This window comes from bacterium, from assembly GCA_035281585.1.
In the GTDB taxonomy this organism is placed as follows: Bacteria; UBA10199; UBA10199; order DSSB01; family DSSB01; genus DATEDP01.
Map to the genome: position 1 here is coordinate 36,109 of DATEDP010000133.1, position 16,409 is coordinate 52,517.

At 62.4% G+C, this 16,409-nt stretch carries 8 protein-coding genes and 1 other RNA gene; 5 read left to right on the forward strand and 4 right to left on the reverse strand.

All coding sequences use genetic code 11. The features are described 5' to 3' along the window. Window positions 1-18 precede the first annotated feature (18 nt). Together VJR29_11830 and VJR29_11835 are read right to left on the reverse strand one after the other, a co-directional pair. Window positions 19-783 carry a hypothetical protein gene (locus VJR29_11830; protein ID HKY64097.1) on the reverse strand — a complete coding sequence of 255 codons (765 nt, stop codon included), beginning with the start codon at window positions 781-783 and terminating at the stop codon, window positions 19-21. A gap of 94 nt (window positions 784-877) precedes the next feature. Continuing rightward, window positions 878-3,637 (reverse strand): hypothetical protein, encoded by a 2,760-nt coding sequence (locus tag VJR29_11835; protein HKY64098.1) that lies wholly within the window; start codon window positions 3,635-3,637, stop codon window positions 878-880. 555 nt (window positions 3,638-4,192) lie between these two features. Here VJR29_11835 and VJR29_11840 point away from each other — a divergent pair. Continuing rightward, a complete protein-coding gene (locus VJR29_11840; protein ID HKY64099.1) occupies window positions 4,193-6,397 on the forward strand; it encodes a LysM peptidoglycan-binding domain-containing protein in 2,205 nt (734 codons plus the stop codon). Between the two features lie 68 nt (window positions 6,398-6,465). Here VJR29_11840 and VJR29_11845 read toward each other — a convergent pair whose 3' ends face one another. Continuing rightward, window positions 6,466-11,442, reverse strand: a complete 4,977-nt coding sequence (locus VJR29_11845) for a sigma 54-interacting transcriptional regulator (protein ID HKY64100.1) — start codon at window positions 11,440-11,442, stop codon at window positions 6,466-6,468. A 263-nt stretch (window positions 11,443-11,705) separates the two neighbouring features. Between VJR29_11845 and VJR29_11850 the strand changes: the two genes are divergently transcribed. The 4 genes from VJR29_11850 to ssrA all read left to right on the forward strand — a co-directional run bounded on the left by VJR29_11850 (window position 11,706) and on the right by ssrA (window position 15,998). Further along, complete coding sequence (locus tag VJR29_11850) at window positions 11,706-13,376, forward strand: hypothetical protein (protein HKY64101.1); 1,671 nt, start codon at window positions 11,706-11,708, stop codon at window positions 13,374-13,376. 10 nt (window positions 13,377-13,386) lie between these two features. Further along, window positions 13,387-15,072: a hypothetical protein gene (locus VJR29_11855; GenBank protein HKY64102.1), complete on the forward strand. Its 1,686-nt coding sequence runs from the start codon at window positions 13,387-13,389 to the stop codon at window positions 15,070-15,072. A gap of 40 nt (window positions 15,073-15,112) precedes the next feature. After that, window positions 15,113-15,568 carry an SsrA-binding protein SmpB gene (gene smpB, locus VJR29_11860; GenBank protein ID HKY64103.1) on the forward strand — a complete coding sequence of 152 codons (456 nt, stop codon included), beginning with the start codon at window positions 15,113-15,115 and terminating at the stop codon, window positions 15,566-15,568. Between the two features lie 38 nt (window positions 15,569-15,606). Beyond that, window positions 15,607-15,998, forward strand: a transfer-messenger RNA (tmRNA) gene (gene ssrA / locus VJR29_11865). 219 nt (window positions 15,999-16,217) lie between these two features. Here ssrA and VJR29_11870 read toward each other — a convergent pair. Beyond that, on the reverse strand, window positions 16,218-16,409 hold a 192-nt coding region (locus VJR29_11870), incomplete at its 5' end, for a helix-turn-helix transcriptional regulator (protein ID HKY64104.1).

The window sequence follows — 16,409 nt, forward strand, 5'->3', positions numbered from 1 at the left end:
CGGCTCGAGCTTTGCGGGTCACCAACCGAAAAGCGATCCGCAGCGATTCGGGATCTTGAGCTCCGCTTGCTTCTCCTTGAGGTAAAGCGCCCACGCTTCCATCCTGGTGATATCGGAAGATTTGTCGATTTCGGCATAAGTCTTCAAACCGGCGGCGATCGTGCGGCAATTTTCCAGCTCTTCGTCCAATCGAGGCGGGCAGCCCCATCGAAGATAAGCCTTGAAGGAAGGGAAAGCAGGACATTGGAAATCCAAATAGTCTGTTTGGAGGCCCTGTTGGATATAGTAGAGGTGGGACCTCCCGGAGAACTCAAGATTGTTCGCTCGAGCATATTCCTTGGCTATTTCGTATTCAGAAATCAGCAAAGAAGGGGCTGATTCAGCGACGAAGGCCGTGAGCTTGACGTTCGGCAATTCGGTAACCTCCAGATAGGCGTAGACGCCGCCGTCGAAGCGCAAGGGCCTTTCCGGGCAGTGGCCCAAGCCTTTCATGAATGCCCGAATCTCGGCCGAATTCTGGTCGAGGACCGAGTAGGAACGTTTGGCCGCATTTTTTCGGAAAATCAGGTCGCCGGAATCCAACTGTTTGTCGCCATTTTCGTCGCTGACGAAATAGTCGCCCAGCTTGTGAGCCTGCAACGGCAAAGCTTTGACCTCGTCGCCGACGCGCGGACGCTTAGGCTTGGAATCATGTTCAGGTTTCTGGGCATCGGGCTTCTCATTCGAGCAGCCGGAAAGGAAGATCGCGCCTAGGCCGACGATCGGTAAGAGAAATTGGAGCATCCTTTTTGATCGCCGGGGCCGAGCATTTGTTGTCAAAATAGAAAGAGGGAACCCCCATCGGGATTCCCCCTTTCCTCTTCCAGGTCCAAATCGTTCAGATCAAATCTTCGCGCCGGGTGACGGCGGTGATTTCTTCCTCGTCCTCGAAGCCGGAGAAGGTCGGCTCCTCGACGCCGAGGTTGGATTCGCGCTCGAAGACCTTGGCGATGCCGTCGACGCAGCCGAGGATGCGCTCGCCGCGGTCGTAGGTGCTGGTCTCGCAGCGCATGCCGCGGATCTGCTCATAGACCAGCCGCTGGTCGATGCCGCTGCTCAAGGCCAGGCTGATCAAGCGCGAGATCGCCTCGGTCTGAGTGTGGGCACAGGTGCCGGGCTGGCCGAGCTGGGCTCGGACCTCGTAGGGGCCCTGGGCGTCGCGGGCAAAGCTGACGTGGAGCGGTCCGCAGCCGGTCTGGATGATCCGGGTGTTGGCTTGCAGCACCTCGGGCCGTTCCCGCGGCCGGATGCTGGGCTGGGGCGCCGGCGTCTCGCCGATGCCCAAGATGGCCGCGGCCAGCGAATCGGCCGGCAGGGCCGGCGCCTCGGGCTCGGCGATCAAGTCGATCAATAGCTCGGTTTTCTCCTCCTCTTCTTCTTCCCCCTCCTTTGTCAGGAGGGGGTCAGGGGGAGGTAGAGCGTCGGCGTCAAGCTCGGAGCCCGCTTCAGCCGCCAACTCCTCCAAAGTCAAGGCCAGCGAAGCCGCGACGGCTTCGGCGGCGATGGCCTCGTCGGCTCGCGGAGCTGTCTCCAGCTCCAGCGGTTCGACCGCGGTTTCGGCTTCCGGCTCGGCCTCGAGGGTCGGAGCTTCGACCTCTTCGAGAATTTCGAAATCGGGATTTTGCGAAAGGCGGAAGGCGCGGAGGCCGTAGACCCGCAGTTGGGCCAAGCGGGCTTTCAGCTCTTGGAGGTCGATCTCCTCGTCGAGCGCCGGCGAAGTCCAAGCGTAGGCGTCGCTGTGCCGCTCCAAGGCGCCCTTCACCCGCAAGACCCATTCGGCGTCGATCTCTTGTTGGCTGGCGAAGAGCCGGCGCAGCGGCTTGGGCGCCGAAGGCGAGCGCCGCAGGCTTCCCCAATGCAGCAGCTCGGACTCGACCTGAGGGCTCCAAACCTTGCGCCGTTCGGCGATCTGCCGGACCAGCGGCGTGACTTTGCCGTCTTCGATCAGGCGATCGAGCGGTTGAAAGCCGGGGCTGACCTCGGCCAGCTCGGCCAGCCGGGGTTCGGCTTGGAAGTTCAAGAGAGCCGAGTAGCTCAAGGGCCGGCCCGATTCCTCGGCCATCGCTTGGACGGCCAGGCCGGCTTCCTGTTTCATAAAGCGGGCGATTTTCTCGGCCAGATCGACGGCGGCTTCGCTGTCGTAAGGGATGCCGAGCTTGGCCAGTAGCTCGGCGAAACCCATGGCTCCGAGGCCGATGGCTCGGGGCCCGGCGGCCAGGCCATCGAGGAAGCGGACCGCGCTGCGGGTCATCCGCCGCAGCTTGGCCCAATCGACGTCGCCGCCGGAACCGATGATCGATAAATTAAGCGAGCCGAGCGGGGCTTCTCCGGGGGGGCTTAGCGCGGGAGCGCCGCCGGGACGGGCGGCCTCCGGAAATCCGAGGCGGGAGAGATCGGGGGCACCACAGGCCTTGGCGGAAAAGACCAGGCTCGGCTCGCTTTTCTTCCAGGTCACTTTTAAAACTTCGTCGAGAAGCTCGGCGGTCGAATCGCCGAAGGAAGCTTCCTCGGGCAAAAGCCAATCGAAGGCGAATTTCGGATAGTACTTCCCGGGCAGGGCCCGGCGGGCGAAGTCGAGGGCCCGGGGATCGTCGAGGCGGAGGCGGAAGGCGACCCGCCGCGGCATCTCGCTGCCTTCGGGCAGCTCGAGGATGGTCTTCTCGGCCTTGTCGAGGAAGCGCTCGAAATCCTCGCCGGTCCAGCCCACCGTTTGGCCTTGGGGCAGGACGAAGCAAACTTCCTGGCCGTCCTTCCAGGCCTTGGCGGCTTGGCGCAGCGCGGCCGCTCGCAGCGAGGTCTCCTCGACCAGAGCGATCTCGACCGGCGAGTCGGCGGCTTCGGAACGAGGTCCCAGAAAATCCAAGAGCAGGGGATGGTGGGGGTAGAACTCTTGGTTGGCCAGCGAGTTGAAAAACTGGACCGCCAAGGTCGCGGCCGGAATCGACTCGACCTCGGCTTGAACGCCGGCGGCCAGCTTGGCCACGTCCTCGAAGACCGCTTCGAGCCGGGCGGTGGCGACGGCTTCAGCCTCGCGGCCCATCGGGCCCTCGATCGTGGCGACCAGTTTCTGCAGGCTGCGGTTCGAAATTTTGAGGTTGGCCTTGGGCGGCAGCGGCGCGGTGGGCCGGTTCGAGCGGGCCGCCTCGGTCGGAGCCAAAAATTTCTCCAAGGTCTTGAGCTCGGCCTTCTCGATCTTTTGGGCCAGGGAGCCGACCAGGGGCGAGCCGGCGGTCAGGGTCGGAGTCGCGTCGGAATACTCGGGCTGGGGATGGGGAGTGACGGTGATCTCGGGGTCGACCAGCGGGGTCCGGCGGGAGCGCCGGCGGCGGATCTCGATCAGGCCCAGCTCCTCGAGCTTGAATTGAACCAGCTCGCTGACCAATTCGGGCGAGACGCTGGGGACGTTGCGGCGCTTGAGCTCGGCCTCGACTTGCTCGCTGATGCTCTCGGCGACGGCTTGGTCGATCCGGGCATTGCCCAGCGAGAGGAGCTCCTGCACCAAGCGCTGGCGGTCGAAGGCCGGCGCCGCGGAGGAAGAAGGGCTACGTCCCGAAAGGTCTTTTTTTACCGCCGACAGCCGCATCCCTCGTTCCTCCATCGAGCTATCCACAAACTTTTCACAGGTTTATACACAGTCTATTGTGGTGGCCCCCCTTAAACACCACAAGATATTGTGGTCTGTCAAAAAAATCGTTTTGCCGAATTTCGCCCTCCGACAAAAGCGACGAAATATTGCGGGCTTGGAATTTGAAAAATTTTTCGCCAGCGGTGGGCTGGGGACGAGCCGCGGTCCATTTGCTTTTTAAGCTCTTAAAATAATTGGAAAAAAATTCGATAGCCGCTTCGATCGCCGGTTCTCGTACAAAATTTTGTTTCGAAGCCGATTTTTTTCACAACACCACCCTCAAAATATGGATAATAAAAAATACGGATTTGAAAAAATCCGCCGTAGGTCCAAAGGGTTTGACACTCGATTTTTAATGGGCGTATATAAAATTCGATCGAGCTGAAAATCTTTTTTCATCTTGGGCGTTAAGCGGGAAAGCGGCCTTGGACCAGGCCCTTCCTATAAAACAGACCATTTTGGGTAACATCCATATCTTCAAAGCGGCGGTCTTTTCGCCGCCGCGGGGCATTTGCTTTGAAAGGCCCGATGCGACGTTTAGCTTTACCTATCCTGCTCCTCGTGTTTCTGATCGGCGCCTGCGGATCCTCGCCCAAGCAAGCCAAGTCCTCGCACCATAAAGCCAAAAAGTATTCGGACATCGCCGTCGAAGGCAACAACTCCCGCCGCGGCCAGGCCGTCACCGAGGACGAGGACGCCAGCCTCGAAGACGTCATCTACGACTCGCTCGGCCATCGCAGCGGAACCGGCGTCCACTACGGGAAGCACAGCATCGCCAGCGGCAGCTACGACATCCCGATGACCGACAATCGGTACGTCCAAAAGTGGATCGACTATTTCACCGGCAGGGGCCGCGGCCATTTCGCTCGCTACCTGGCCCGCTCCGGCCGCTTCATTCCTTACATGCATTCGGTGCTCAAGAAGTACGGCGTGCCTAGCGACATCGTCTACCTCAGCATGATCGAGAGCGGATTCAATACCCGGGCCGCCAGCTGGGCCTCGGCGGTCGGTCCCTGGCAGTTCATCAAGTCGACCGGCGCGATGTACGGGCTCAACGTCGATTATTACGTCGACGAGCGGCGCGACATCGAGAAGTCGACCCACGCCGCCGCCCAGCACCTGAAGGACCTCTACGACGAATTCGGCCATTGGTACCTGGCCTTCGCCGCCTACAACGCCGGCGCCGGCAAGGTCCGCAACGCGATCAACCGCCACGGCACCAATTTCTGGGACATGGTCGAAGGCAATTACCTCCGCCAAGAGACCAAGGACTACGTGCCCAAGATCATCGCCGCCGCGATGATCAGCAAGAACCCGTCGCGCTACGGTTTCCGCGAGGTCGAGTATCAGGTCCCGATCGACTACGAGAAGGTCAAGATGAGCTCGGCCACCGACCTCGAGGTCGCCGCCGAGTGCGCCGGCGTCGATCCCGACCTGATCCGGCTGCTCAACTCCGAGCTGCTCCAAGACATGACGCCGCCCCACATCCAGGGCTACGCGCTTAAAATTCCCCGCGGCACCCGCGACCGCTTCATGCGCAAATACGCCTCGCTCAGCCCCTCCCAGCGGATGCGGGCCATCGAGTACGTCGTCCGCGGCGGCGACTCCTTGGGCGAGATCGCCGACCGTTTCGGCGTTTCCGAGGCCCAGATCGCCAAGGCCAATCCCGGCGACGTCGAGGTCCGCCACATCAAGAAGACCGAGAAGGTCAAGGTCTACGGCAAGCGCGGCAAGTTCAAGTGGCAGAAGCGGAGCTTCACCGTCGCCCGCTACGAGGTCGATTCCGGCTCCCGCCTGACCATTCCTCGGGGTGGAGTTTCCAAGAGCGATTCGATGCGCGACGACGCGGCGGCCCGAGCCGCCAGCCGGGAGTTCGGCATCAACGTGGCCCGGGCGGACAGCGATTTGCCGAAGGGCAAGAACAAGAAAGACAAGGATAAGAAGGACAAGAAGAAGCCGAAGGAAGAGGTCCAGATCGCGGCCCGCGAGCCCTTGCCGGTTGCGGCTCCGCCGGCCCAACCCAGCGGCCCCAAGAGCGACGATTTAGCGGTCGAGGGCGATCCCTTCGCCAAGCCGGCCGAAGTCGAAACCGCCCGCAGCGCTTCCACCGGCTCCTCCGATTTGAGCCCGATGACCGGCGCTCCGGCCGAGAAGACCGACGTCAACCGCGGCACCCCGATGGCCTTCAACGATCGGCCCGATGGCGCCGGCCCATCCGAAAACCAATTGCAGCAGGCGGTGGATTCGCTGGGCGTGAACCGCGATGAGCCGGCGGTCGGCGATCCGGCCGGCGGCAGCGCCCCGGCGGCGGCCGAGGCCCCGGCCGAAGCGGCGGCTCCGGTCGCGGCCAAGCGGGCGCCGGCGGCGCCCAAGGCCAAGCCTTCGATCTATACCGTGAAGCGCGGCGACACTCTTTCCGAAGTGGCCCAGGCTCACGGCGTGAGCGTCGAGCAGTTGAAGCAATGGAACGGCCGGAAGCTGGCCCACGGCCTCCAAAGCGGGAGCAAGATCGTCGTCCAAGCGCCGGCCGCCCCGGCCAAGAGCCCGACTTCGACCCGAGTCGCCGCGGCCAAGCCGGCCAAGACCATCCGCTACAAGGTGAAGCGCGGCGACAACCTCACCACCATCGCCAAGCGCCACGACACCACCACCGCCGAGCTGCTCAAGCTCAACGGCATGAAGAGCCCCAAGATCGTCCCCGGGACGATGCTGGTGGTTCGCCGGGCGAAGTAGGGGCGGGGCTTGCCCCCGCCCGCATGCACAGACACTGTCGGGTAGACGGGGCGACCGCAAGGGTCGCCCTACAATGACCGATTCGCCTTCGCCCTCTTCAACACATTGTAGAAATGCCCCTGCGAGACATCGAGCCACTTGATGGCGGTGTAGGCCTTTTCGCCCGAGGCTTGATAGGCGGCCCAGAAGATGTTTTCGAGGTAGTCCTTCAAGGTCTTGCCTTGGCTCAAGAGGAAGCCGTCCTTGAAGAGGGGATTGCTCTTCTCGTTCAAGCTGAAATCCTTGATCCGCTTGTAGAAGGTGGCCATCGAGACGTCGAGCGATGCGGCGGCGGCCGCCGGCTTGAAGTCGGCGGCGGCGTAGGCCTTGGCGAAGATCACCTTTTCGTAATCTTCCCAGGTCCGGCGGTTGTCATAGGCGTTGTGGGCGTCGATGCGGGCCGTCTCCGCGACTTCCTCGGCATTGCGAGAAGTCGAGGTCGATGCAGCCGAGATCGGCCGGGCGGCGACCGCGGCCGAGGCCGGACCCTGACGCTTGCCGAAGTGCTCGGGCAGGGCTTTGGGTGTCAGCTCGCCGCCTTCGGCCAAGGCGCAGGCGACTCGGATCGTGTTTTCCAATTCCCGGATGTTACCCGGCCAATCGTAGTCGAGCAGCCGCTTGAGCAGGCCGCCGCTGATCTTGGGCGGCTTCTTTTGGCCGTGCTCCTTGGCGTAATTCGCCACGAAACGCTCGGCCAGGGCCGGAACGTCCTCCTTGCGCTCGCGAAGCGGCGGCAGCGGGATTCGGATTTGGCAGACCCGGTAATAGAGGTCCTCGCGGAACAGGCCCTGCTCGATCAGGCTTTCGAGGTTCTTGTGGCTGGCGCTGATCACCCGGGCGTCGAACTTCACCGGCTTGGAATCGCCGACCGGAATGATCTCGCCTTCCTGCAAGGCCCGGAGCAACTTCACCTGCAGGCCCATCTCGAGCTCGGCGACTTCATCCAAAAAAATCGTCCCGCCGTCGGCCTCGGCGAAGAGGCCCTTCTTGTCCTTGCTGGCGCCGGTGAAGGCGCCGGCCTTGTAGCCGAAGAGCTCGCTCTCGATCAGGTTGGGCGGGATGCCGCCGCAGTTGATCGCGACGAAGCGGGCTTGGGCCCGCTGCTTGTTGTTGTAGTGCAGGGCCTTGGCGATCAGCTCCTTGCCGGTCCCGGTCTCGCCGTTGATGAACACCGAGATATTGGTTTCGGTGATCTTGTCGAGCAGCTTGAAGACCTCGTACATCGCCTTGCCCTTGGCGACGATGTTCTCGTAGGCATAGCGGGTCGGGAGCTTGCCGGCGCCCTCGCCGAGCAGCTCGTGGTAGTGCTCGGCCTCGGCCTCGGCTTGCTCGAGCCGGGCCTTGAGCGCGGCCTGGGCCTTCTCGTAGGCCTCGAAGAGCTTGGCGTTCTCGATGGCCAGGCCGGCCTGGTCGCAGAAGGCCTGGAGGATCGGGAGACGGGTCTTGTCGAAGGCGCCGGGCCGATAGCGGTGGTCGAGGTAGAGCACGCCGACGGTCTTGTTGCGGGAATGGATCGGCAGGCAGAGGATCGAGCGCAGCTTCAGGATCATCACCGATTGGTACTCGTTGAAGCGGCCGTCCTGGCTGGCGTCGTCGCTCTCGACGATCTCGCCGCTCTGCAGGGCCTGCTCGGCGACCTTGGAGGAGATCTCGGTCAAGTTGGCGTTGACCGCGGTGTTGATCGAGGCCCGGACCTCGAGCCGCTCGCGCTCGTCGAGCAGGAGGATCAAGCCGCGCTCGGCGCCGCTCAATTCCAGCGCATACTGGAGGACGCTCTTCAAGACGAAGTCGAGGTTGGTTTCGGCATTGATGAAGCGGGTGAGCTGGAGGAGCTTGGCGTAGTCCGAATCGGCCAGCGGATTGAAGAGCGCCGAGCGCTGGGACTCGCGGGTGTATTCGAAATTGGCGGCGGTGGCGGCCGGCTCGCGGCTGCCGGCGCCGGGACCGGCGGCCAGCATGTTCTCGAGCTTGGTGATCTCGATCTGCTCGTTGGAGCTGAGCTCTCTTTTCTTCAAGGCCTGGATGATCTCCTCGGCCTCGGCTCGGCGATCGCGGTCGAGGTGGAGCCGGGCCAGCGTCACTTTCACCGGGAAGAGCAGGGGAGCCAGGGCCTCTTGGCTCTCGGCGATGGCCTCGGCTTCGCGGACCAGGCCCTGGGCCGCCTCGAATTCCTTCTGCCGCCGCAGGACGTCGCCCAGCTCCAGCTTGGCCGAGGCCAGGAAGTACTGCTCGTAGAGGCCTTTGCCCAGCGACTCGGCCAGCCGGACCGCGACCTTCAAGTGGGGCGTGGCCTCGCTCAAGCGGTCGAGGCTGGCCAGGACGATGCCGAGGTTGGTCTCGATGCCGGCCTGGCTTTGAAAATCCTGCAGCTTCTGGGCGATGGTCAGGGCCCGGTCGTAATACTTGCGGCTGTTTTCGAAATCCTGCCGCAAGTGATAGATCCGGCCGATGCCGTTGTAGGCCCGGAGCAGCATGTCGAAGTTCTTCTGCGACTTGGCCAGGTCGATGGCTCGCTTGAAATAATCGATGGCGGTGTCCTGGCGATCGAGGGCTGCCTCGGTCTCGGCCAAGTTGTAAAAAGCTTTGACCTGGAGCGGCTCGTTTTGGATTTCACGGAAGAGCTCGAGCTGCTTGAGCAGGAAATCGCGGGCCTCCTCGTGCCTGCCCAGGGCCATCAAGACCTCGCCCAAATCGTTGTTGATGACGCGGCGGCGTTGCTCCTCGGGCAGGTCGAGCCATTGCGCGTGAGCCTGCTTGAAGGTCTCCTCGGCCTCGGGCAAGCGGCCCTCTTGGTATTGGATCCGCCCGAGGTAATTCTCGAAGATGACTTTCTTCTGGGGCTCGGCCCCGGGAAATTCTTCCATCAGGGTAAGGCCGGCGTGGAAGCTGGCCTTGGCTTTCTCCAGCGAGTTGGCCCGGATATAAGCCGCGCCGAGATGTTCCAAGGTGGAAACTTTCAGCCGGACATTGATCTCGCTGTTGGAGAGCTTCTTGAGCCGCTCCCGGGTTTCGTCGAAGTGGGCCAAGGCCTCGTTCAATTTGCCCAAGCCGATCAGCTCCTCGCCGATCTTGAGCCGGATGTGGATGGCGGCCTCGACGTCGTCCGTGGCCAAGCCCTCGGCCAGCTCGAGATTTTCCAGCGCTTTCTGGAAGTCGCCTTTCTTCTCCAAGCGGCGGGCCAATTCGACCAGGGCCTCGCGCGACTCGCGGCCGGCGCCGGCCCGGCCCAAGTGGTAGAGCCGCTCGCCGATCTTGCCCTCGCGGGACGCCAGAGCCGCTGCCCAAGCGGCGTGGGCCGCGGCGGATTTTCCGGGACTCAGCGCCTTCTGCAGATGGCTTTGCAAGAAAGGGTTGGCGATCCGGTAGGCCTGGGCGGCCTCGTCGCGCTGGAGATAGCCGAGGTTGAGCAGCTCCAGCATCCAGTAGTGCAGGTCGTCCGCCTTCGAAGCCGCTTGCAAGAGCTCGGCGCTCACCGGCTCGGGGCTCAGCGCGATCCATTCCAAAAGCTCGCGGGCCGGCTGGTCGAGCTTGGCGAGCTCCTTGGCCAGGGCCTCCTCGAGATTGGCCGAGGCCTGGGCCGAGCTGAAGTCGATGCCGAGGTCTTCGAGAGTGTCGGCGCTCCAGCGGCCTTGCTCGTCGAAGAGGGCGCCGCGGCGGATCAATTCCTCGAGCAGCTCGGTGAGGAAACGGGGCGAGCCGGCGCTGCGCCGCTCCAGCTCTTCGACCAAGGCGGCGGGCGGATCGGCGAAGCCGGTCAAGGCCGAGAGGTAGTCGCGGATCTCCTCGCGGCTGAAGGGCTCGAGCTTGACGAGGCTGGCGCCTTCCACATCCTCGACCGCTTGCTCGCCGGCGGCGACCAGCAAGACCGGGAAGCGCTGATGGTAAAGGCTCAAGCCCAACCGGCGGATCAGCTCCGGTTCCAGGTCGTCGTAGATCAGGCAGGTCGGCTCGCCCAGCTCCGGGATTTCCCGCTCCTGGGGGCTTAGGGTGCGGATGCCCGCCAATTGGCTCTGGAAGCGGATCTCCTTGAGGAGGCGGCTCTTGCCGACGCCGGTCGGGCCGCTGATCGCGAGCAGCCGGCCCTTGGCCTCGCCGCCCACGCGGAAGGCCTCGTCGAAAAGTTTTTGATAAGCGGCCATCGCGGAGCGCCGCCCGATCAGCTTGGTCTCGTTGGGCAGGTAAGAAAGCGAGGTCTCGGCGGTTTCGAGCGAGACCTTTTTCCCCGAGAGCTGGGCGAAGAGCCGGAGGGCTTGGCCGGCGGTGGCCGGGCGCTCCGAGGGATTCTTCTTCATCAGGGCCGCCAGGGTTTCGGAAAAGGCCTCCGAGATCTTGGGATTCGATTGGCGGGCCGGCGGCGGGATCAATTTTTCCTGGCGGCGCAGCATCTCGGCCAAGCCCTTGGCGGCGAAGGGGTTGGAGCCGGTGGCGCACTCGTAGAAGGTGAGGCCCAGGCTGTAGAGGTCGGCCCGGGTGTCGGGCCGGTGGCCGAGGACGATCTCCGGCGCCATGTAGGCCGGCGTGCCGGCCAATTGGCCGCGGGGCTTGAAGCCGGCCATGCCGAAGTCGATGAGCTTCACCGCTTGGCCTTGATGAAGGAGCAGGTTCTCGGGCTTGAGATCGAAGTGGGGGATGCGGCGGCTGTGCAAGTACTCGAGAGCTCGCAGGGCTTGGAGGAAAAGCTCTTCGATCCGCTCGGGGTCGGCTTGGCGAGTGCCGGCGAAGATGTCGCCGCCTTCGACGAACTCGCTGGTGTAATAGTGCCGGCCGGTGGCCGAGTCCTGGCCGAAGTCGAGGATCTTGGCGATGTGGGGATGGGAGAGCTGCTTGAGGATCGAGAACTCGGCCTTGAAGTGGGCGGCCGCTTCCTCGGGGCTCATGCCGCCGATGGCTTGCTTGAGCAGCTTCAGCGCCAGCCTTTGCTTGCCCTTCTGGACGAGGTAAACCTCGCCGGCCAAACCTTGGCCCAGGGCGCGCAAAATTTGATATTCCCGATCGATGGTCTCCATGAGGCAACTCCCGAGTTTTTAGGACCGATAAATATTAAAGAAATCCGAGGGGCTGCTGGGCACACAGCTAGATTTCAATGCAATATTCGGGGGTTAAATCGCATTCCCGACCCAATTTTCCAAAAATTATACATTTTTGGCTCGGCCGGCGACTATCAAAATTCTATAATTTAAAAAGATTTTTTCAAACCTTTGAAGGTTTATTTTCTCGTTCTCAGGCTGCTAAGCTGGCTTTAGTTCGTTCTGGGAAAGGGACCCGCTTCATGATCCATTGGAAAGAAGGCTTCCGGCGATCCGCTTGGGCTTTGGCTCTGTTGGTCGCCGCTTGCACCGGTGGCGCCGGCGGCCCCGGCGCGGCGCTCGATGGCGGTGGCGGCGGACCCGGCGGTCCGGTCGGCGGCGGCAATTACGCGGCCGGCCCGGTTTCTTTGCCGTCTTCAGCCAATGCGCCGCTCAATCCCGTCGAGTGGGCCCAGATTTCCTGCGTCAATCTGCCGGGCCCTGAGTTCAATTGCTCGGGCCGCCCCAAGTCGGTTCCGGCCAACACCAAGATCGAGTTTCGCGTCTACGCGGCGGCCGCGGTCAATCCCCGCGACAGCTTCGAAGTGGTCGCGGACGGCGAGGGCTCTTGGACGGTTTCTCGGAACGGAGTTCCCGGCGAGACCGTGGAGATTTGCCCGGTCCTTTACGGCGGCTGTTACGCCACCCGCTACGTGGTGATCCCGCCGGAGAACGTCGGCGTTGAGGCCATTCAGGGCACCGGTAAGCGATTGGTCATCGATTCTCAAGGCAAGAGCTGGCACTCTCGCCTGCTGAACTGGATCGTCGGCGAGGCTCATGCCGCCGACGCCCCGCCGGTGGTCACCTCCGAATGCCGCGGGCTTGTGGCCGAGCCCGAGGTCGTCGCTCCCGAGGCTCCGAAGTGCCACCTCTACAGCCAGGTTCCCGACTCCTTGCCCAAGATCGAGGTCAGCTTCGAGGCATGCAATCAGAGCGATATCACGGCCATCGTTCCGACCGCCGACCCTTCGACCCTGGACTCTCTCCTGCTGGTGGCGGTCCGGCGGTCGATTTATCTCGTCAAGACCGGCAGCAACCCGGTGGTGCTGCGGCGCTATAACTTTCCGGGGAATGTGACCGCCATTCTTCCCCAAGGCGAGCATTTCTCGGTTTTGGTCGCCTCGCCCGAGCGTCCGCTCTTCTTTCTCGACTTGCGGAATCGCGGCAATCCCCAAGAAGTCGGCTGCTATGATTTGGACGAAGACTTGAGGGGACTGAAGCAGGTGACCTCCTCCCACAGCCAGGGCCGGGATTTCGCCCTGGTCGGCTATTTCGAGAACGAAGGAGTCGCCGAGTACCGGGTCCTAGTGGGCGCCTATGTCGCGGGTGGAACCAGCTTCGCCCAGCTTCCGACGACGTTGCTGCGCTCGGCCTCGCCGATGGAGGTTCGAATCCTTGACGCCAAGGACACGGCGGTGATCGTGGCGGTTCTGCAGAACGCCGAGAAGATGTTGACCCTCATCCGCCATCCGTATTCCACTCTGGGCTTGATCTATCTTTACGGCTCGGGCCCGGTTGACACGACTTATCAAACCAACCTCGGAGCGCTGTCCGTCAGCTCGGCGCCCTACGCGGTGCAAAGTCCGCAGCTTTTGGAAGTCGATCAGCAATTTCGTGAGATCGGTTTCATCGATTTCACCGAGGGCGGCACCAAGCTGGTGACGATTCCCTACGGTCTCACGCCCAACATGCGGACCTACCCGGACAGCACCGCGATCAGCGAGATTGGGCGGGAAGCGCCGGCCTTCTTGCGGGTCGACACCGCGACCCGGGACGGGACCTGGATTTACGGCGGCAACCACGGGCAAGTGCGGACTTTGAAGCCGGTTCACAATCTTATCTCGCTCGAGGAGATCACACTCGAGGACAGTTGAGGCGGGGCTCATGGCAGGCGGGTTCAAAATGGTGAAGAAGCTGGCTTTGCTGGCGACCTTGCTCGCCTGCACCGGCGGCGGCGGTCCGATGGGCGGTTCGGGCCCGGTCGGCGGCGCCCTGGATTCGGGTGGGAATTACGCGGCCGGTCCGGTCTCCTTGCCCAGCCCCGGCACCCTCAATAAGAATCTCATCGTCTGCGACAACGTCTCGGGCCCGCGGGTCGAATGCCGGGGCTCCGACGGCGCGGCGCCGGCCAATGCCAAGATCAAGCTGACGGTCTATTCGCGCTTCTCGGCGATTCAGAAAAGCTGGACCGACTACATCATCCCCTCGGCCCATGCCTTGGTCGGCAACACCGATTTCTGCGATGCCAATCAAACCGGGGCCTTCGGCCAAGCCGGCGAGTGCTCGGTGGTGGCCGCGGCCGGCGAGAAAGTCGGCCTCTGCGTGGCCGCTCCCGACAATAGCTGCGCCGGGCCCGAGCTGGTTTTGACGGTGCCGGTCGAGGGCGGATCGGTCAGCGGCGGAACCGGCACGATCAAGAGCCTTTCGGTCGATCCCGACGGCAGCATCATTCTGGGCCGGGCTCCGGCCAAGAAAAGCTGGTCTTGGACCGATCTGTTTTTCGGCACCGCCCACGCCGAGCCGACCTCGAGCGCGCCGGTCTTGGCCATACCGCCGGCGGTCGCCTCGACCTGCGTCGGTTTGATGGTGGCGACGGCGGGGCCGACGGCTTACCAAGCGCCGGCCGGAAAATTCCTGGTCATCAAGAAGAAAGTCGGCTCGGGTGAGCCGGTCGACTTGTTCCAGATCCCCGGCCAGCAGGAAGATTTGACCGCGCTCTACTCCGGCGACATCAACAAGCAGGCCTTCATCGTGGTGGCGCTGAAGAACACGATTTACATGATTCCCAAGGACTCGATGACGGTTGCCGCCCAAATTTATTTCCCCGGCAACATCCGATCGATGGAGCCGGCGATGTATTCCTTGGACCTCCGAGTCGACGTGCCCAAGGGTCAGCCCTCGCGTTATGACGTCAGCAAGGATTACGCCGCGACTTGCCAGGACACGCCGGAAAGCTTGGCTTTCACCAGCGCCGATTCCTTCGGCCGGGCCGAGGCCACCCAGCCCGATGCCGAGCACGGCCAGGTCACCCGCAGCATTTCCGGCGGCGTCGGCTTGAACGAGGGCACCGGCGAGTACAATGTCTACCTGCGGTCGACCGGCTTCACCAACGTCGATGAGTGGGATGCCGAGGTCTATCGCCAGCCCGGCCGGCTCAAGAATTTTCAAATTCTCTCGATGACCGTCGAGCGGGTGGTGGTGGCGGTGCTCGATCCCGAGCAGAACCGCATCGTGACCATCAAGGTCAACGTCGAGGGCGAGCGGAACGTCGTGGCGGCGCCGATCACCTTGGGCGGGATCACCACCATGCCGGTGGCGATGGCGGTTTATGATGCCAAGCTCTTCTTCCTCGATTCGGGCGAGCAGGGGGCTCAGGCGGTTTTGGTGCCCTTCACCGTGTCCGAGGAGGGCCAAGTCGCGCTGAGCCCGGCCCAGGCCAAATTCGCCAATCTCGGCCCGATCGTCGTCAATTCCATCCATTGGGATAAGGCCACCCGCGAGTTCGTGGTCTACGACGCGGCCAGCGCCGACATCGTCCGTTTCAGCCCCACCGCTTTCGGCAGCCGTTGATTGACAGTCGCGTCAGCCGGGCGTTAGAGCCGAGGACGCGATGAGCAAGCCCCTGGCCGAAAACCGCAAAGCCCGTTTCAACTACGAGATTTTGGAGAAGCTCGAGGCCGGCATCGCCTTGGTCGGCAGCGAGGTGAAATCGCTGCGCGAGGGCGGGGGCAATTTGGCCGACGCCTACGCCCATTTCCAGCGCAACGAGCTGTGGCTGGCCAACCTGCATATTGCCCATTACAAGGCGGCCAACCAGTTCAACCACGAGCCGACCCGCCTGCGGAAGCTGCTGCTGCACCGGCAGGAGCTGGACCGGCTGCTGGGGAAAATCCAGGAGAAGGGCTTGACCCTGCTTCCGCTGACCTTATATTTAAAAGGTGGTAAGGTGAAGGTCGAGCTGGGCTTGGGCAAAGGCAAGAAGGCCCATGACAAGCGCGACACGATCAAGCAGCGCGAGAGCGACCGCGAATTGAAGCGGGTGAAGAAGAGCTTGAGCAAGATGTAGTTCTTTTAAAATCGGCGCCCAGCAGCGCGATCTCTTTCGGGGGTGACATGGTCTCGACGGGGACTCGGCGGTGTTTGTGGCAGGCCAGGGAGCTTAGACCCTGTCAAAACCAAGCAAAACCACAATTGCCAACAGCAATGTGATCAAGGTGGACTTCGCTCGCAAGAGCGTTGCCCCCCTCGCCTTAGCGGCCTAACCCGCTTAGCTAAGCCGTTCTTCCCGTGGCGCCCGTAAGCGGGGCAAGGACGTCATTTCTCGGGCTAGTTCGCATCGGTGTTTAGGACGATGCGGGCGAAATAATTCTTAAGCTAGCGAGAGAAGATCCTGTCGGCGGGAGCGACTCGAGCGAAAATTAAATCCACCGACTAAGCCTGTAGAAGCACTCATCAAAGATCTTCGGACGCGGGTTCGATTCCCGCCACCTCCACTTTTTGTACAGATTTATTTGCTAGCCTCAGGGACTTTTGCTTACTGCGTGTTTTTTGAGACTCGAGTCCAAGCTCGACTAATCTCTGATCAGTTAGCCTATCGTTGAAGCGCCTCCGCTTTCGGCTGAGTTGCTTGGCATCTTGTCGCGGACCCCAGTAGGCACCGCGGCCTTTTTTGGAACCGGCGTGTTCTGTTTTTAAGTGATGTTTCATACTTCCACTTAACGTCTAACCATTGTCAGACATAGACCTGACTCCGGATTGACTGTCTTCACAAATCGATCGATGAACTCGATTCCCGGCATGGATCGGCCAGCTTCGTATTGGGCGTAGGCTCCATGCGCCGCATAATGCATTGCCTTAGCGACTTCCCGAATCGAGAGATTTTTGGCTTCTCTCTGCCGTTTGAGAAA

Excerpts from the sequence above, each read along its gene's own strand:
- VJR29_11830 (HKY64097.1), bottom strand. The coding sequence starts at position 783 with ATGCTCCAATTTCTCTTACCGATCGTCGGCCTAGGCGCGATCTTCCTT.
- VJR29_11835 (HKY64098.1), bottom strand. The coding sequence starts at position 3,637 with ATGGAGGAACGAGGGATGCGGCTGTCGGCGGTAAAAAAAGACCTTTCG.
- VJR29_11840 (HKY64099.1), top strand. The coding sequence starts at position 4,193 with ATGCGACGTTTAGCTTTACCTATCCTGCTCCTCGTGTTTCTGATCGGC.
- VJR29_11845 (HKY64100.1), bottom strand. The coding sequence starts at position 11,442 with ATGGAGACCATCGATCGGGAATATCAAATTTTGCGCGCCCTGGGCCAA.
- VJR29_11850 (HKY64101.1), top strand. The coding sequence starts at position 11,706 with ATGATCCATTGGAAAGAAGGCTTCCGGCGATCCGCTTGGGCTTTGGCT.
- VJR29_11855 (HKY64102.1), top strand. The coding sequence starts at position 13,387 with ATGGCAGGCGGGTTCAAAATGGTGAAGAAGCTGGCTTTGCTGGCGACC.
- smpB (HKY64103.1), top strand. The coding sequence starts at position 15,113 with ATGAGCAAGCCCCTGGCCGAAAACCGCAAAGCCCGTTTCAACTACGAG.